General features: G+C 67.1%; 15 protein-coding genes. 9 read left to right on the forward strand and 6 right to left on the reverse strand.

Going from position 1 to position 16,647, the window contains the following annotated elements; all coding sequences use genetic code 11:
* Positions 1–113: 113 nt before the first annotated feature.
* On the forward strand, positions 114–1,115 hold the full coding sequence (locus ACLBYB_RS20500) for a ParA family protein (protein WP_447699863.1): 1,002 nt from the start codon (positions 114–116) through the stop codon (positions 1,113–1,115).
* A gap of 407 nt (positions 1,116–1,522) precedes the next feature.
* On the opposite strand, the gene ACLBYB_RS20505 is transcribed toward ACLBYB_RS20500, so the two are convergent.
* The 3 genes from ACLBYB_RS20505 to ACLBYB_RS20515 form a co-directional block, all read right to left on the reverse strand.
* Positions 1,523–2,368 carry a hypothetical protein gene (locus ACLBYB_RS20505; RefSeq protein WP_447699864.1) on the reverse strand — a complete coding sequence of 282 codons (846 nt, stop codon included), beginning with the start codon at positions 2,366–2,368 and terminating at the stop codon, positions 1,523–1,525.
* A gap of 432 nt (positions 2,369–2,800) precedes the next feature.
* Entirely contained in the window at positions 2,801–3,439 is a 639-nt protein-coding gene (locus ACLBYB_RS20510; RefSeq protein WP_447699865.1) for a VOC family protein, read from the reverse strand.
* A 216-nt stretch (positions 3,440–3,655) separates the two neighbouring features.
* On the reverse strand, positions 3,656–4,606 hold the full coding sequence (locus ACLBYB_RS20515) for a LysR substrate-binding domain-containing protein (RefSeq protein WP_447699866.1): 951 nt from the start codon (positions 4,604–4,606) through the stop codon (positions 3,656–3,658).
* An 80-nt stretch (positions 4,607–4,686) separates the two neighbouring features.
* On the opposite strand from ACLBYB_RS20515, the gene ACLBYB_RS20520 reads away from it, so the two are divergent.
* Together ACLBYB_RS20520 and ACLBYB_RS20525 are read left to right on the forward strand one after the other, a co-directional pair.
* Positions 4,687–6,078 (forward strand): MFS transporter, encoded by a 1,392-nt coding sequence (locus tag ACLBYB_RS20520; RefSeq protein WP_447699867.1) that lies wholly within the window; start codon positions 4,687–4,689, stop codon positions 6,076–6,078.
* 781 nt (positions 6,079–6,859) lie between these two features.
* Entirely contained in the window at positions 6,860–7,153 is a 294-nt protein-coding gene (locus tag ACLBYB_RS20525; protein ID WP_447699868.1) for a hypothetical protein, read from the forward strand.
* Positions 7,154–7,762: 609 nt separating this feature from the next.
* Here ACLBYB_RS20525 and ACLBYB_RS20530 read toward each other — a convergent pair.
* Complete coding sequence (locus ACLBYB_RS20530) at positions 7,763–8,071, reverse strand: helix-turn-helix domain-containing protein (RefSeq protein WP_447699869.1); 309 nt, start codon at positions 8,069–8,071, stop codon at positions 7,763–7,765.
* Positions 8,072–8,125: 54 nt separating this feature from the next.
* Here ACLBYB_RS20530 and ACLBYB_RS20535 point away from each other — a divergent pair, with 54 nt between their 5' ends.
* From ACLBYB_RS20535 to ACLBYB_RS20560, 6 genes are all read left to right on the forward strand, one after another.
* Positions 8,126–8,989 (forward strand): 8-oxoguanine DNA glycosylase, encoded by an 864-nt coding sequence (locus ACLBYB_RS20535; protein WP_447699870.1) that lies wholly within the window; start codon positions 8,126–8,128, stop codon positions 8,987–8,989.
* Between the two features lie 50 nt (positions 8,990–9,039).
* Positions 9,040–9,267, forward strand: a complete 228-nt coding sequence (locus ACLBYB_RS20540) for a hypothetical protein (RefSeq protein WP_447699871.1) — start codon at positions 9,040–9,042, stop codon at positions 9,265–9,267.
* A complete protein-coding gene (locus tag ACLBYB_RS20545; RefSeq protein WP_447699872.1) occupies positions 9,267–10,469 on the forward strand; it encodes a PfkB family carbohydrate kinase in 1,203 nt (400 codons plus the stop codon). The genes ACLBYB_RS20540 and ACLBYB_RS20545 overlap by 1 nt, the downstream gene beginning before the upstream one ends.
* Positions 10,466–11,059, forward strand: a complete 594-nt coding sequence (locus ACLBYB_RS20550) for a 7-cyano-7-deazaguanine synthase (RefSeq protein WP_447699873.1) — start codon at positions 10,466–10,468, stop codon at positions 11,057–11,059. The genes ACLBYB_RS20545 and ACLBYB_RS20550 overlap by 4 nt, the downstream gene beginning before the upstream one ends.
* 299 nt (positions 11,060–11,358) lie before the next feature.
* Positions 11,359–11,736, forward strand: coding sequence for a hypothetical protein (locus tag ACLBYB_RS20555; protein ID WP_447699874.1), 378 nt, complete (start codon positions 11,359–11,361; stop codon positions 11,734–11,736).
* Between the two features lie 211 nt (positions 11,737–11,947).
* Positions 11,948–13,081: a hypothetical protein gene (locus ACLBYB_RS20560; protein WP_447699875.1), complete on the forward strand. Its 1,134-nt coding sequence runs from the start codon at positions 11,948–11,950 to the stop codon at positions 13,079–13,081.
* 680 nt (positions 13,082–13,761) lie between these two features.
* On the opposite strand, the gene ACLBYB_RS20565 is transcribed toward ACLBYB_RS20560, so the two are convergent.
* On the reverse strand, positions 13,762–14,451 hold the full coding sequence (locus tag ACLBYB_RS20565; protein ID WP_447699876.1) for a hypothetical protein: 690 nt from the start codon (positions 14,449–14,451) through the stop codon (positions 13,762–13,764).
* 534 nt (positions 14,452–14,985) lie between these two features.
* Positions 14,986–16,581, reverse strand: a complete 1,596-nt coding sequence (locus ACLBYB_RS20570) for a hypothetical protein (protein WP_447699877.1) — start codon at positions 16,579–16,581, stop codon at positions 14,986–14,988.
* Between the last annotated feature and the right edge of the window lie 66 nt (positions 16,582–16,647).

A 16,647-nucleotide genomic window follows, 5' to 3' on the forward strand; every position in this document is an offset into this window, starting at 1 on the left:
ATAGGCCAAGTCGATCGCGCGTGGCCTAGCGTCACCTTGTGGTTGATTTCTTCGCATGAGATATCACGCCCGCGACGCCCTGTATCGATCGGGAATGCCGAGGGAGCTATTTGATGGCAAAGACAATCAGTATTTTCAATAACAAAGGAGGGGTCGGCAAAACAACATATATGTACCACGTGGCCCATCTCCTTGCCAGAAGTGGACTCACGGTACTTATGGTAGATTGTGACAGCCAATGCAATTTGACATCATACTGCCTAACCGATGGTTTAATACGACGGTCTTGGTCTGACGAGGGAAACAGCATATTTCAAGCCGTTCAGCCAGTATATAGAACAACCGGTGATATTAGATCGCGCGCGCCAACCAAAGTCGCAGAAGAATACGATCTTTTCCTTGTTCCTGGCGATCTTAGGCTGAGCAATTTTGAGGATTTATTAGGCGACACATGGAGTTCGGCGCGAGGTGGAGCAGAACCTGCCCTGAGAGCGCAGTCCGCCATACATCGGTACATCCAATTTGCGGCCGACAGAATCGGAGCTGATTTGGTCCTAATCGATCTCGGTCCGAATCTCGGCGCGTTGAACAGATCCACCCTAGCATCGAGCGATTATTTCATCATGCCCGTCGCTCCTGATTTGTTCTCCATTCAGGGCACCGACAATCTTGGCAGCAAATTGGTCGCATGGAGAAGGGAATGGGATCAATGCAACGCATCATGGGAAGGTACGGGATTGCTTATCCCCAGAGGTAGCCCTTCTTACCTAGGGTACGTCATTCAAATGCACAATCAGCGGGCGGACGCAGAAGGAAACATGACTGCGGGCTGGCGCATATACGGCAATAGACTTGAGCCAGCGATAAGACACAACATTGTCGATCGACTTTCTCCACTCAATCAGGTAATAGATTGGGATGATGGCACGTACAGACTTGGCCAAATACCAAACCTGCACAGCCTGATCCCATACTCGCTGCGTGCGCGGAAACCCGTCTTCGATTGTCGATATTCCGATGGCCTCAGAGGGGACCACATTCCCAGAGCCGCAAGATCCGCCGAGCATTTCCAGGAGATTGTCGCCACTTTGCAGGTTGTTGCCAGCTGGCCCTGATCTCTCTCTTGGAAACGTGAGACCGAACCTATTGCGTATGGTTCGGGCAAGCTCCGCCGGAATGAGAACCGACTGAACGGAGCACACGGCAAGGACGCGGCGGCGTGTCTGATAGCTGAGTGTTCCGGGCCGGATCCGGCCCAGGCGTTCCGTAGCACGCCGAGCGTGGGTTGCTCCGATGTAGAAATCTGGCGCCGATCGCCCGAAGCAGCCGCAGGCATCTCATCGGAGCGGCTACGAAGCAACGCAACCTGTCCTTCGAGAGGCTTCACCCGTTTGGGGGCTTATCTCCGGTGAGAGCCGAGTTAGCCTTCACACCACGCTTTCTCGGGCCGGCGGGCGCGAAGCCGCTAAATCGCGCCTGTCGATTCCGGACCGCTGAACCACCGCGGCGATGCTCACAAGACTTATTTGACTTGGTTGGCCATCGCGGTGAGAGCATCCGTGACGTCACGAACGCCTTCCGCCGCTAAGACCCTGTCGTCGAGATAGAAGATCCAGCTGTTGGTGTGCTCCGACTTCCGGGCCCGGGCCCGTACGAGCGCGTGCGGCAATACCGCGGCGCGACGGATCCCAAATCCCGGGTCGAACAATACGGCGGCCAGATAGTCGAAGGCTTGGTCGTCGATCTTGCGGATCGCGCTGAGTTGGCGCGAGGCCCTGTCGTGGGCTAGCAGGCGCCCCTTGATCTGGTAACGCCATCCCTGGGTGTCGACCGCGTCGTACCCCACGGCCGAATTCCCTTCCAGCCTCCAATCGAACGCCTTCGAAAACAGCAACTCGGCATAGTCACCGACCGGGGCGTTGCCCGTCCGGATCACCCCGCGACGACGCAGCTCGGCCATCACATCGCCGTAGGTCGTCAGCAGCTCCTTCACGGTCGCTTTGGCCATAGGACCGTCCATCGGCGCCGCATCGATGCCGACCTTGGGCATCCCGCTCATGCCATCGTCCCGATGGTGAGGTAGCTTGGCCGTGGTTTCGGCGATGGCCTGATGGTCCGAGGTCTCCTCTGAACCCAGTAGAGACACATAAGCCCTCAAGGCGGAGCCACAATTGCTGGCGCTCTTGTCCGCGGCTCCTGCAGCGCGCAGTCGCTGGGTCAGGTCCCGTATCTCCTCCGGCCGCAGCCCGCACCTGTCCAGGTCCACCGCGAGCTCGCTCTCGACCCGCCGGCAGTATGCGACGTAGCTGTCGATGGACCGGGCACCGAGGCGCCCGATCAGGAAGCGTCTGAACTCGGCCTCGCGCATGATGGGCTGCCCGGAAGACGTTGGAGGCCGAACATGTCGCGGTCCGTCCCTCGTCGCAACGTACGCCGTCCGCCGTCCGCCGTAGGCTATGCCGTTCGGTGGGCGACGCCCGGCCACGTGAACCCATGCGACAGGCTCGCTTGGCCTCCCGGGAACGGAAACGAAGGGTCGATATCGTCCCGACGGTTTTCCAAAAGTGGCGCCAAATCTGCCTGGACGCGGCTCGCTCCAGGCGGATCGGGCCGCGCGGGAATGGCTCGTTTCCCTCGGGGCTTCACCAGCCAGATTCTACCAGCAGCCGAGGGAACGGGATAGGATCGGGACCGATTGGAACGCGCCGCGGGCTGAGACCGATCGGTTTCCTGACGGCTCTCTTCCGAGTGACGCCGGATGAGGACAAGCACCATTGTCGTTTCGCCCACCGGCAAGGGATCAGGCCAGTTCCCTGGGACCGCGTGGTGTCTCGATCTGCGCCCTGTAGCGAAGCTCGACGCCGGCGATGACGGCGGGCGGCCTGTCGATTGACCAGTAACGCAGCAGCTCGGCAAGCAGATCGGGCTCCGGGTGTGCGACGGTGAAACTACACAGGCGCGCACCGAGGTCGGCGATGGCGTCCATCGAGCGCGCCTTGCCGCGGCGGTCGATCAGGGACGGGGCCGCTCCATCCAAGGGCAGTGAGCCATCCTCCGGGATGGCGAAGTCGAACACAGGGTCGTCGAACGGCAGCCCGACCTTGCGTCCGAAGGTGCCCTCGCGACCTTCGAGCGCCCAATCCATGGCGGCCGTCCTGGCGACCCATCCACGAAGGCGACATCCATTGTCCCAATCGCGCCGGACCCGCCCATGGTCATCGAGCCCGAACCAACGTGCGCGTCGGGGAGGCGCGGCATCGGGATCGACGGCGACGATTTTCAGATAGGTCAGGCCCCCAAGCTGAAGCAGATGGTTGTGGGTGCCCATGTAGGTGTGGCGCTGCCCGAACGGCACGTCGAGGTCGAGGCAAGCGCGCACATGTTCGACGCCTTCGGCCAACGTCGGGGCGATGACGGTGAGATGGTCGAGCCTGAGCATCCTTGGTGATTGAGGGCGATTACGCTCGGTGTCCATCAAGGAAGGTCGACGAGGTGCCCCGGCCCAACAGGGCCACCGGATACAAGGGGATCGGGAGGCTCGCGCAGATCAAGGCCCGCCACCGTTGCGAAAGGCAGCTCCTCAGGGAGCCGCGGAAGCCACCGCCAGATCAACGGCGAGGCGCTCGGCCCGGGTGCCACCGCCGGCCGGCTGCAACTAGGCCAGGACAGGAGGCGGCTTCGACGAGGCAGGACTTCTCTCGGCGGCCTCGACGACCCAGCGCACGAAAGCTTGGACACGGGCATCGCCGATCCGTGCGGCGGTCCAGGTCGCCACCTGCACCTTGGCGCTCGGCATGTCCCGGTCGGCCGGCAGCACCCGGGCGAGGCGCCCATCCGCCAGGGCGTCCGCGCAGAGGAGAGAACGGGCGAGGGCGACACCCGTGCCTTCGAGGGCGCTGCCGATCGCCGGCCCGATATCGTCGAGACGCAGCCCCCTCGGCACCGGGGAAGCATGTCCCAGGCGCGTGAACCAGGTTCGCCACGCCCATTCCGACGCACCATCGGGACCATCGTCCCGCCCCTTGTGCAGCAGCGGGAGACGCAGCAGCGTACCCGGGTCGCCGTAGGCGCACTCGCCCCGCAATAGGTCGGGCCGACAAACCGGAAAGACGGTCTCCCGCGGGAACAAGGACCGCGTGCTGCTGGCCCGGGCCTCCGTGGCGGTCAGCCAGAGAAGGCGCACGTCCAGGCTGGCGGCCCGTGCGGCGTCGCAGTTCGGCAGAAGGACGAGCTCCACGTCCGTGTCGGGATGGGCCGCCATGAATGCCGGCAGGCGTCGGACCAGCCAATACTGGGCGACGGCCGACCCAACGCCGACCTGCAGGCGCTCGGGCGCCGTCGCGGCGCGGCAGCGCGTCCGCAAGGCCGCCATCCCGGCGAGAATATCCGCGAAGCCTTCGGCCAAGGCCACCCCGGCCGGGGTCGGGGCGAGGCCGGGATGGAGACGCCGAAGGAGGGGCGTCCCGACGAAGGCTTCCAGCCGGCGCAGACGATGGCTCACCGCGCTCTGCGTGACGCCGATCTCTGCCGCAGCCAGTGTCATGCTGCCGTGTCGCAGAACCGCCTCGAAGGCGACCAGCGCGTCGAATGGGGGCAAGCCACGCATCAAAGCTGCATGAAGCAAATTCATGCGCGCGTGAAGGGTTGGAAGTTGGTTCATCCTCGCCTCCACGTCATGCCACGGGGATGGCATCCACCCGACACCGTTCGCCGGCACCTCCCCCGGGCTGGCTTTCCCCCGCCCTGGCGACCGCCCGGACGCTGACGCTCGCCACCTGCCTGCCTCAGCTCGACCTCACGGCGGTGGCCCTTGTCCTGCCTGCGATCGCCGCGGCCTTCGATCTCGACGTCGGGACGGCGGCTTGGATCACCGAGGCGTACAGCGTGGCCTTCATGGGCACGCTGCTGATCGCGGGGGCGCTGGCCGACCGATACGGTCGACGCCGGATGCTGCTGGCCGGCAACATGGCCTTCGCCGTCACGTCCCTTGGTTGCGGTCTTGCCGGAGGCGCGGCCACACTTTGCGCGGCGCGAGCCTTCCAGGGGGCGTCCGCAGCCTTCGTCATCACCGGTGCGTTGGCTTCGCTCTCCTTCGCCTATCCGCTACCGGCCGAGCGGGCGCGCGCCTTCGGGCTGCTGGGCGTGACGACCGGGGCCGCCATGGTGCTGGGGCCGAGCCTCGGAGGGCTCCTCGCGGCGGCGTTGGGCTGGCGCGCGGTTTTTCTCGTCAACCTGCCCATCTGCCTCGCCGTCGCTTGCGCCGTGCCTTCGAAGGTGGCCGAGACGTTCGACCCGGAGGGCAGGCCCCTGGACATCCCCGGGGTCGCACTCCTCAGCGGCGGCCTCCTCGCGTGTGTCCTGGCATTGCTGGACGGGAGCGCGTCTGTTCCGACCCGAGCCATGCTGGTTACAGGGGCTCTCGGCCTGGGCCTCGTCTTCGTCCGCAGGCAGCGCGGCCAGGCAAGGCCGATGCTCGATCCGGCCCTCGTCACGCGGCGCGAGCCTCTCGGCATCGCATGCGCGCTCGTGGCCCTCTCGATCGGCTACTGGTCCGTCCTGGTCTACCTGCCGCTCGCCCTCAAGGCGGTCTACGGGCTCGCCACGGACGAGATCGGGCTGGCGATGCTCGCGCTGACCCTGCCGATGCTGGTCCTGCCGCCGCAAGGCGCCCGCCTCGCCGTCCGATGGGGATGGCCGCGGCTCTTCGGCTTCGGCCTCCTGGTCCTGGCGGCGGGCACGGCCGCGCTCGCCCTGACGCTCCATTGGGACCGCCCCCTCGCCGAAACGGTCGTCGCGATGCTCGTGGCGGCGAGTGGGGCCGGCCTGATCAACGCACAGGTCTCCGGTGCCCTGATCGCCTCGGCGCCGGCGGCACGGGCCGGGATGGCGTCCAGCTTCTCGTCGACCCTGCGCCAGGGCGGCTTCGCCCTGGGCATCGCGTTGCTGGGCGCGGTGGCGGGCGCCGGGCCAGAAGGTGAGGCCTTCGCCCCGGCCTTCGCCGTCGCGGCTTCCGCCGCCTTTTTCGGCGCGATCGCCGTCATCCGAGTGCCGCGAAGGAATCCCGACCATTCCGGCTAAACCGGCAACGGATCCATCCCGTGAGAAGTCCCTCTTGACGCCGCTGGCGACAGCGCGCCGGCTTACCGTCACAATGTTACTCGCTCGGGCAGAGGAAGCCTGGCGGCCGATCCATCGCCGCCCGCAGCCTCGCCTCCTGGACCACAAGCTCGCGCCGGCGACGGCGCGGCCCCTCGATGTCGTCGTCCGGCGCGCCGGTCGTCCCCTGGCCAATCCGGCCGGCCGAGCGCGGGACGGCCATCCGGCCTTGCCTCGCTTCGAGGCCGGATGGCTCGGGCACGGATCGGGCGGGCGCGCCGGACGCAAGAAGGATACGCCGGTCCTTTGTCGGGACGGAGAACGGTCATGCCCATTCTTCACGTCGGGCTTTCGGGGCCGGCCGACAACGCGGGCATCGGGAGGTCGGGCCAGGCGCGCCTTGCCCGCCGCCGACGTCGTGCGCCGGGTCGGTGCCGCCGGCTGCCGGGCGTGCCCGTGCATGCGGTCGACGGCCCGTTCTCGGTTGAGATTTCCTCCCGCAGGTTTCCCGCAGGTTTCGCCGGATCCGCGCGAATGAGCGCGCATCGAGACCAGATCGGCTCGATCCGGACCCGATGGAAATCAATGAGTTGGGGACAGACGGTTTCCTAGCCGTAAACAGCGCGTAGGGCGAAAAGCCGGGACATTCCCGCGGGTTTCCCGACGGTTCCCGCGGGCCGGGCGGCCCCCGCGTCCGCGCGGAGGCCAGGGATCGAAACGCCCTGCGCGGCGTTGACCGCCCCCCGCATCGAGGAGCCAGCCCGTGCCCCGCCTCATCGTGAGCTTCGACATGAACACCGCCGGGCCGGAGAGCGCCCAGGCCCGGCAGACCTTCGAGAGCAAGCTGGTCGGGTACGGCTGGACCAACCAGATCCTCGTCAACGGGACCCGGCAGACCTTGCCCGACACCACGCTCGTCTCGGACCGCGAGGACGAGCAGGCGAAGACCGACGTCGCCGCCTCCGAGGCCGCCGCCAAGAAGATCGAGCCGAAATTTGCCCTCACGAAGTACGTGATCAGCGCATACCGCCGGGTGGACAGCCGCAGCGACGATTGACGGCAGGTGCAGGCGCCCCAGGGATGCAGCACCCCTTGCGGACGGTCCGCGGTTCTCGGGAGGGCCGAGGCACCGCCATGCCGCGACTTCCCCCTGGCCGCACAGGCCGGCCCTGGGTCGCCCCCCCGGGCTCGCCTCCCGCGACCGCGGGCGAAACCTCGTGGCGCCAGAACGCGCTGACCTGCCGCGCTCGCGGTCGACGGCATCCCCCAGGAGGCTGCCGCACATGGACAGGAGCCACGAAGGCTGCTTGCCCGGCGAGCCATTTCCGTCCGCCCGAGGGCAGCTCCCGAGCGCTAGGCCGTCCGTCGTCTAAGGACGGGATAAACAATCCTGCGTAACCACAAGGACCCGCCTCCGACGGGGTGGGATTACATACGCGCGCGGTCGCCGACGTCTTGCGGGACGGGCTGCATCCCGCCGGCCGGGCCGCCGCAGCGTGAAGTCCCGTCCGCCCGGGAATGGCGGCGTACCAGCTTTCCGCTGCCCGACTGTCGCGGCCGCCGCTAATATCTCCGGCGGCCCGTCGGCATCCCGAACGGCGCACGGGGTGAAGGCCCGGTTCCTCTCACCCGCCTACCGCTTCCCCGGCGCGCAACGCCTTAATCGCTAGGGTGAAAGGCGGTCCAAGAGCCGAAGGATTTGCATAATTTGCATGAGCCGTGCGGTCGGCCGCGAGCGCAGGCGCTCAATGAGTTCCTCCCATTCGCCGGGTTCGGACGGCACATCGGACGGGCTGGGGCGCCCAAGCCACCTGCGAATGGCCGCTCGGGTCTTCGGCGCCAGTTTCACTCTACGAGCCAGTACCTTGCTAAGATGTGGCTGGGACAATCCGCACGCATTCGCGACGGCGGCTTGCGATAGCCCCAACGCATCCATGCGCTCCCGGAGGGATACCAGCATTTCGTCATCGCTCATTGACGTCGGTCTCAGATTTATGCATTTTCATGCAATTGCATCACAGAGGTCGCCATGCAACGGGTCTTGGGATTGGTCGACGGCCGATTGGCAGCCCTCGACCTTCCGTCCCCCGATGGCGAGGTAGTCCCGGGCGTGTCATGGGGCCGGTTCGATCATCCGCTGACGCCGGCGTTCTGGGCCGCGCAGGCATGGCAGTCCGACCTTCCGACCGGTCCGCGCTTCCGGTTGGGAGCCACGCTGGCGGAAGAGGTCGCCGCCTGCCTGCTGGGCGGCCATGGCGCCCCCGCCGAGGTGGGCCTGGCCGCCTTCGTCCGCGTCCGCGACGTCTTGAGGGCGCAGTCCGCCGAGACGCTGGCGCCGGACGTCGCGGAGCGGCTGCTGTCGGAGCCGCTCGACGTCGGGGGCCGCAAGGTCCGCTACCGGTTCGCACGGACCAGGGCGCGGTATCTCTCGGCCTGCCTGGACGGCATCCTCGACCTGGATGAGGCGAGCTTCGGTGACGCGGCCTTGCGTGACGTCCTGACCAAGCTGCCGGGCGTCGGACCGAAGACCGCCTCCTGGATTGTCCGCAATCGGCGCGCCAGCGACGACGTCGCCATCCTCGACGTCCATATCGTGCGCGCTTGCCAGGTGATGGGCGTGTTCGCCGCGGGCGCCGATCCGGTGCGCGGCTACCGCGATCTCGAACGGAGGTACCTCGAACTCTGCCTGGGTCTCGGGTGCAGGGCGTCAGTCCTGGACGCAGTGATGTGGGCAACCATGAGGCGAATTTCCGCCCCTTTGTACAACCTCATCGTTGACGCGCCTGGGCGTTTCGCGGAAAACGCCTCCTCAAGAACGAAGGGGAGGAACCTTTGTCAGGCACGAACGACACCCGCGGCGATCTCGGCGACACGGGGGGCACGCCCGACGTAGACCCCTGCCGTGTCAGCAGGCGGGGGGCGCTGAACAGCCCCAATCCCGCCGTGACGGCCGGCCTGGTCCAGGGCTCGCCGCTCACCGTGGGCGTCCAGACGGGCGGTGTCGCACCTGTGCTCGTCGTCAAGGACGCCGCCGGCCGGGTCGCAGGGTCGCTCACCTTTATCGGCTATCTTGCCATCATCGACTGCATCCTCCACCGGAACGCGTCGTACACGGCATCCGTGACCAGCGTGGCCGGCGGCTTCATCGAAGTCCGGGTGGACCCGGTCTGATGGGCGGGCTCACCATAGTCGGGGCGATCTACGTCGAGCGGTGCATCCAGCCGCTCTGGAACGCCGTCTACGGGTCTGGCGGGCGGGCAGCCGCCGCCGTCGCCCAACTCGTTCCGGGCGAAACCAAGCTGATCTCGTACGTCGCGGAACCGCTGCGGAAGGACGCGGAATCCCTGGCCGCGCGCTCGGGCTTCACGCTGTCGGCCGAGCCGGCGCCCGCCCCCATCGTCTTCGACTACCTGCATCCCCTCTCGACGCCGACCATCCGTCCGCCACGCCACGAACTGCCGCCCCTGGACCCGATCCGCGTCGTCGGCGACGTCGTCCTGCGTTACGGCATGTTGGAGGGCGACGCGGTCGTCGAGGCGGCCATCGCGGTCTACGACCCGCAATCGGCTTTCGGCGCTCGGCGGTTCGGCGAGAACGGCTCGAAGGCGGGGCGCCTCGCCGTCGTCCTGAACAGGGCCGAGGCCGCCGACATGACCGGCCACCGGGACCCGCACGCCGCGGCGGCGCAATTGATCTCGGACGGCGCCGAGGTCGTCGTGGTGAAGATGGGGGGCCACGGCGCCCTGGTGATCACCAGGGACGGCGAGACCCTCGTGCCGGCCTACCGGACCGAGCGCGTCTGGAAGATCGGCTCGGGCGACGTGTTCTCGGCGACCTTCGCCGCTCTCTGGGCCTGCCGTGGCATGCCGCCGGCCGAGGCGGCACATGCCGCGTCCCGGGCCGTGGCGCAATATTCCGAGACGCGGTCCCTGCCGGTCATGGAGGCCGCCGCGTTGGCCGCCCTTCCTCACCAGCCGGTGAGCCCCGGCCGCGGCACCATCTACCTTGCCGCTCCCTTCTTCGACATCGGCCAACGGTGGCTCGTGGAGGAGGTGCGCATGGTCCTTCGAGGGCTCGGCGCCACGGTTTTCTCGCCGTGCCACGAGGTCGGCCCGGGGCCTGCGAACGTGGTGGCGCCAAGGGACATCGAAGGGCTGGACCGGGCGGATGTCCTGTTCGCGGTCCTGAACGGACTCGATCCCGGGACGATCTTCGAGGTCGGGTACGCGGTGAGGCGAGGTATCCCCGTCGTCGCCCTGGCGCAGAACGTCAAGGACGAGGACCTGAAGATGGTCGTGGGTACGGGCTGCGACGTCGTCGACGACCTTGCCACGGCGGCCTACCGCGCCGTCTGGCGGCTCCCGCCAGCATGAGGGGTCTTCTCCTCTCCGGCGGCATGGACTCGACGGCCATCGCATGGTGGACGAGGCCCGACGTCGCGATCTCGGTCGATTACGGCCAGCGCCCGGCCGCCGCGGAGATACAGGCGGCGGGGGCTGTCTGCGCCGCCCTCGGCCTACGCCACGAGGTGGTTCGGGCCGACTGCTCGTCCCTCGGGTCGGGCGACCTAGCCGGGAGCCCGGCCCTCGACGCGGCGCCAATCCCGGAGTGGTGGCCCTTTCGCAACCAGCTGATCCTGACCCTCGCCGGCATCGCAGCCGTCGGGCTCGGGGTCCGGACCCTGATGATCGGGGCGCTGGTCACCGACGGCGAGCACGCCGACGGCAGGCCGGACTTCGTCGATGCGGTTTCGCGACTCATGGCGCTTCAGGAAGGCGGGATCACCGTGACCGCCCCGGCCATCGGCCTGGATGCCGCAGGTTTGGTCCGTGCTTCCGGCATCCCGCGCGAAGTGCTGGCTTGGGCGCATTCGTGCCACGTCGGAAACTTGGCTTGCGGCCGATGCAGGGGCTGCAACAAACACTATCAGACCTGGCAGGCGCTCGGCTGGGAGCCTCATTGAGAGAGCCCCGCCCCAGGCGTCCGGGGGACGAATGGACCGAGTTCCGGCCATCCCTCCTCGGCTTCGAGCCCTTTGCGCCGTCGCCCTCCGTGGCCTCGCGAGACTTCGGGGACGTCCTCACCTCCAGGCGCTCCGCGGTCGGCGGCCAGGTGGGGCGGGATGCCATAGGCACGCTCCTCCGGCACGTCACCTCGGATGCCGGGGAGCCGGCGCTCGGGCGCGCCGGGATCACGACCCGACGGCGGCCCGTTCCGTCCGCCGGAGGGCTCCATCCCCTTCACCTGATCTGCATCGATAGCGTGGCGGGTTTCGTCCGCTGGTATGACCCGGACGCCCACGCCTTCGGCATCCTTGATGTCGATGCGGCTCGCATCTGCGCGCTGAACGGGTCCGCGGTGCGTGCGGTCCTCGGGCGGGAGACGGGATGCACCATCCGCTTCATCGCCGATGTCGCGAAGGTCGCTGCGGCCTACGAGGAGCCGTACAGCCTCGTCTGGCGAGATGCCGGGTGCCTCTTGGCCACGCTCTGCCTCGCCGCGGAGTGGCTGGGCCTCACCGCGTGCCCGCTCGGCTTCCTGGGGCAGGATATGGTCGGAGGACTAAGGTTTCCCGAGCCTCGGTTCCTCGCCGCAGGCGGGATCCAGATTGCCTCAAGGTCATCTCGGGATGTGGGCTGACGCCCGGCTCGGTCATCGCCCGCCGGACGGTTCTCCGACAGGCCGGCATTCGGGTCCGAATGCCGAAACCCTGCGCCGGCGACCAACGTCTCGGCGCAACCGGAGGCTCGGTGCGGGATAATCCGAGCGCGCCGAAGCCTAAACGCAACAGGCGCCAAGAAGCGTTGGCCCATCAACAGCATGTCGATGCCGGATGGTTGCGGCCTCAACCATGGGTGTCAGCATCCGTCCTGCTCAAGGAAGCCAAAATGGCCTCCTCGCGATGTCGGGGCGGATCATGGTCTGTCGGAATACAGTACGTATTGCAGGCTCGATCATAGCAATCCTGCATTGCGGGGCTTGCTCCACAGTCGTGCCGGCCTTGCCCGACGCGAACCAACTCGCGGTAGGCGACGTCGTCAAAAGCGTCCAATGCGAGATGAAGGAAGCGGTCGTCAAAGCGACCGCGAGCAAAAGCCGACCTTGGTTGACCGGGTGGGAGGCGGCTTATGCCTTGACGCTGAACATCACCGAGACGGGGTCTGTTAAGGCCGTCGGCGGCACGCCCGTCGCCACGGCTGACGTGCTCGTCGGCCTGAACGCCGGGGTCGATGCCATGCATACGAGGCGTCGCATTGCCAAGCTGAACTTCGTGGCGAAGCTGTCGGAGATCCGCGGATACCATTGCGAAGCTTATCGCGACGTCAGGGACCACCCCTTCGTGCCGGGTCGGTCTCTCGGTAGGACCGGCCTATCCGAGTGGTTGGTCCGCGCGCTCGATGCCGTCGATCCGGCTGGGCGTGACGACGAGACCACGCCGAGCGCACGCACGCCCGCCAGCGTAGGTCACACCTTCGAGTTCGTCGTGCAGGTCGACGCCAATGCCGGCGCGGGTTTCACGTTGCTGCCGGCGGGCGGCGCCACGTTCGGTCCCTCGGGGGCTGTGGGGCGAATCGACGACCACAGCCTGGAGGTGACGTTCGCACCGCCGAAGACCGTCGTCAGAACCGTGCTGGAGACCAAGTCCAAGGTGGTGCCAGGGCGGGCCCCTTCGCGTGAGGAGGTCCAGGAACTCGCTCGCCTCGACGCGACCGAGAAGTCTCTCACGGCCCAGCTCGCCTCACCCGCGATCAAAATCGAAGGGTTCACCGAAATGAGCGCCGCGGAACAGACCCGCAGGAAGGTGGAACTTGAGGGGCGGCTCGCACGCAGCAAGGCCGAGGCTCTCCGGATTGAGGATCGCCTGAAACCAAGGACGCTGAAGGTCATCGAACCTCGTACAGTCGTCGAAACCTCGCCGACCAGCGCACAGGAGGCCCTGGTCCAGCTCCAGTTCGAGCGGCTCCTGTCTGTGCCGCGCTTTTGATGAGATCGACTGCGGGGCAGCGAAGACGCAGGCCCTTGTCCTGTCCGATTGAACGCGGCCCGCGCCTGTGCGTCCCCGCGGACCGCCCCTCCCTGGCCCCATTCGAACCCCGGATGCATCGAGGAAGGCCGCAGGCGAGGCGTAAGGCCGTTGCAGCCATGCATCGCCGCTTTCTGAGCGGGTCAACCCGGCCTCAAGGCATCCGTATGAGTACGATAGGTGTCCCGCCAACGGACCCGAGACGCATATCTCGGCGACTCCTTACTGCGGCCTATCGCCACCTCACCGAGCCCCCGAGAACGCACCCGGGCAGTTCCCGAGACCTCGGTAGCAATCATCCGCGCTCGTCGTCGTCGTGGGGGGCGGTACGGGCGTAGATGGGGTCGGAATGGGCGGGTAGGGCTGCGGCAGGGGATTGGGTGATGGGACGGGATAGGGGCTCTGCTGCTGACCCCATGCCGAGCTCGCCACGATCTGCCCCCCGACCTGGTAGCCCATCTGGTTGCAGTGGCACGGCGTCCCGTTTGGGTACGTCGGGCCGCCCGGCAGAACGAAGCCGCACCAGAACGCGGGCGTCTGGCATACGTATTGGGTCGCGCTTCCATATTGGGGGCCCCCGTACTGGGCGGCCGCGGCGGTCGGCGCCAGCATCGCGAGGGCGAGCAAGCCGTTTCTCCCGATCATAGTCCCCCCACGAAGTTTGCGCCCGATTGCGCAGCAGCCTCGATGCCAACTTTGGCTTGACCCGCCTCGTACCCCTTGCGCATCGCGGCGACACGCTGCTCGGGCGTGCCGTGGTGGTTCCGGTCGTTGAAGTTGAAGTCGCCCTTGGCGAACAGGCTGTGCGCGAAGGCCTCGGCCTTGTCCTTTGCGTGGGATGCGTCCGCCCCCAGGTAGTAACCGGCGAGGTAGTCCGCGTGGAGCTCAACCCTCTTGGCTGTTGGCCCGCTGAGCCGGGCAGCCCACTGAGTGTTGAACTGGTAGATGTGGCCGCACTCGTGAGCGCAAATGCCTGCCACGGCCACGCCGCCGTAATCCGACGCGTTAAACTCGCCGTTGATGAGGTTGAGGCCGATGAAGACCGTTCCGGCGGTATCCTTCACCGAGCTAGCCTGGGAAGCGAAGGCATTCGGAGACGTGTCGTTGATGAACTTGAATCCCGGATTTATAGGAAATACCTTCAGTATTTTCTTCAATTCCGCGATGAGGGCGTTGTCGATCTGCTTGCGGCCAGAAGACGAGAAGACCTGAAAATTCTCGACCTGCGCTGCATCCCACGCGCAGGTCAAAGGCAAACCTGTATCGATAGTGACGCAGGCGGGGCTTGCCCGAGCCGAGACGGCAACGCCCCCTGCCGCAACCGTCGCCACCCCTCCAAACAAGAGGCTTCGACGGCTGCAAGCTCTGCACATGAGTCTCTCCCCTCGGTCGAACCGAGACTACGTGCATGACAAGATTGGCGTCAACGATCCTTTGTCGCTGCGGCCGGCTCAAATCGGCGGCCGCGTTACATGATCGTTGTGGAGACCGAAGGGCGACAAAGGAAGGCAGCGTTGGCGACGATGCGCAGGTTGTGTCGCCCAGGGCTTGGCCAACCTTGGAAGCGCCTGCCCATCATGGCCGCTAAGTGAGTGCGTTGGGCTTGCAACGGAATCGGTTGGACGGCGCCGGTCGACTTCATCTTCATGTACAACCTCGACATCCCGGCGTCCGAGATCGTCGGGCACCGCCAGCCGCGGAGTTGCCAGACCCGATGGACGGATGCCGACCGTACCGCTCGATACTTGCGGCCTTTCGACGATGCGACTCCAGATTGAGGGATCCTGAAGTCGGATGAAGCCCGGGGCGAACAAGCGCCCCGGGCTTCATCACGATACCGGGATGCCTAACGGCTCCCCTCGTTCTCAGGCCACGTTGGCGAGACGCGCGGGGGAGGGCGGAGGCACAGGGGCCACGGTCGTGCCGACCCGCGAGGCCGCGATGTCCACGCGGCGGCGGTCCGTCGTCTTGCCGCGCGCGACCGCATCGTCGTTCGCCGGCGTCGTCATGACCGCCGGCTGCGGCAGCGACGGGACGAGCGAGAGGAGCGGCATGGCCTTGCGCAGGCCACGGACGTCAGCCAGCGCCTCGGCGGCCTCTTCCTGGCCCTCCAGCGTCCACTGCCCGTAGATGCGGACCATCGTCTGCACCGCCATGCCGAGCAGGTCGGCGCCGCGGCGCACGTCGACGCCGGCGATGCGCAGCAGGGTCGCCGCCGTGTGGCGGAGCGTGTGCGGGACGACGTCTTCGCCAAGCCCGGCGTCTTCGATGACCGAGCACCAAACGTAGCGCGGGCTGCTCAGGTACGCGGTGCCGTCGAGCTTGTGGATGACGTGGTCGATGCCGGCAGCGAGATCTGCACGGCGCCACCGCTCCAGCGTCGCGACCGACCGGCCCGAGATCCGCGAGCTGGCCCTGGGCTTGCCCACGTTCGGGTCGAGGCCGAAGCCGCGCCGGTGGATGAGCCCCGCATCCAGGTCGAAGCAGCCCCCCTCATCCGTAATGTGCCACCGCAGGTCGCGCATCGCGGTGTTCCGCGTGCCGGTGATCAGGCCGACGAACACGAAGCGGCGAAGCGCCCGCCGCGCCTGGATGGTCTCGGCCGGCCGAAGGACCCGCCGGGTGACGACGTTGCCGTCCTCGTCCGCCACCGTCTCGGTCTTCCAGCCACCCGTGGCATGGTCCCAGATCCGGCCGCGGATCGCCCAGTAGATGCGGTCGATCTCCGCCGGCCGCAGCCACCGCGTCCGCCCGGGCCCAGCCTTGGGCAGGTACACGTCGGGGTGCCAGGCCAGCGAGTGCTCGCTGGCATAGAGCTCGATGGCCATCTTGAGGTCGTAGAGATCCTCGCGGGCGCTGGCCGCCGTTGCCAAGGGAGCGTCGGGGTTCCCCGGCTTGTAGCGGGCATCCGGGAGGGTCATCCGCCACTCGATGAATTCCTTGCACTTCGCGGTCGTCACGTCCTTGAAGGCGAGATTGCCGAAGAACTTAGACAGCGTGGCCAGGCGGGTGCACCGCATGAGGTAGATGTGGTGCGCGCCCTTGACCGGCTCGCGCCTGCCGTCGGGCCGCAGGACCCTGACGGGCCTGTCGGCCTCCAGCAGGTGGGCCAGCGCGGCTGTCACCGGCACCATCCTCGGCGCGACGATGCCGCGAGCCTTGGCCCCCTTGTGCAGCTTGTACAGGTCGAGGAGGGTGTTGGCGTCCCCCCGGCGGTCGGGGCCGAGGCGGGTGGAGATCTCCCGCCTGCCGTCCCGGATGTACAGCGTGATCCCGCTGCCCTTAGCCCCCTTGCCCTTCGCCTTCTTGCCCTTCGAAGGCCGCTCGACGAGGTGGGGCTCCATGGGGGCCGGCCCCCGCTTCCGCTCGAACTCGGGGATGGCCGCGGCCGCGGTCATCAGGCTGACGCGAATGTCCTCGGCGGCGCGCCCGATGGCACCCGCTTGCATCGTCTCCGGCATGATTCTAGTGTCCTGTCTCCTGCGCCCGCACCCGTGCGGGCATTTCGGGAGGCGGACCCGGGGCGG

The sequence above is a fragment of the Methylobacterium sp. D54C genome, assembly GCF_053345595.1.

Coding starts and splice junctions, on each gene's coding strand:
- ACLBYB_RS20535 (WP_447699870.1), top strand. CDS start 8,126: ATGCAACGGGTCTTGGGATTGGTCGACGGCCGATTGGCAGCCCTCGAC.
- ACLBYB_RS20500 (WP_447699863.1), top strand. CDS start 114: ATGGCAAAGACAATCAGTATTTTCAATAACAAAGGAGGGGTCGGCAAA.
- ACLBYB_RS20545 (WP_447699872.1), top strand. CDS start 9,267: ATGGGCGGGCTCACCATAGTCGGGGCGATCTACGTCGAGCGGTGCATC.
- ACLBYB_RS20520 (WP_447699867.1), top strand. CDS start 4,687: ATGGCATCCACCCGACACCGTTCGCCGGCACCTCCCCCGGGCTGGCTT.
- ACLBYB_RS20510 (WP_447699865.1), bottom strand. CDS start 3,439: ATGCTCAGGCTCGACCATCTCACCGTCATCGCCCCGACGTTGGCCGAA.
- ACLBYB_RS20505 (WP_447699864.1), bottom strand. CDS start 2,368: ATGCGCGAGGCCGAGTTCAGACGCTTCCTGATCGGGCGCCTCGGTGCC.
- ACLBYB_RS20515 (WP_447699866.1), bottom strand. CDS start 4,606: ATGCGTGGCTTGCCCCCATTCGACGCGCTGGTCGCCTTCGAGGCGGTT.
- ACLBYB_RS20550 (WP_447699873.1), top strand. CDS start 10,466: ATGAGGGGTCTTCTCCTCTCCGGCGGCATGGACTCGACGGCCATCGCA.
- ACLBYB_RS20560 (WP_447699875.1), top strand. CDS start 11,948: ATGGGTGTCAGCATCCGTCCTGCTCAAGGAAGCCAAAATGGCCTCCTC.
- ACLBYB_RS20570 (WP_447699877.1), bottom strand. CDS start 16,581: ATGCCGGAGACGATGCAAGCGGGTGCCATCGGGCGCGCCGCCGAGGAC.
- ACLBYB_RS20530 (WP_447699869.1), bottom strand. CDS start 8,071: ATGAGCGATGACGAAATGCTGGTATCCCTCCGGGAGCGCATGGATGCG.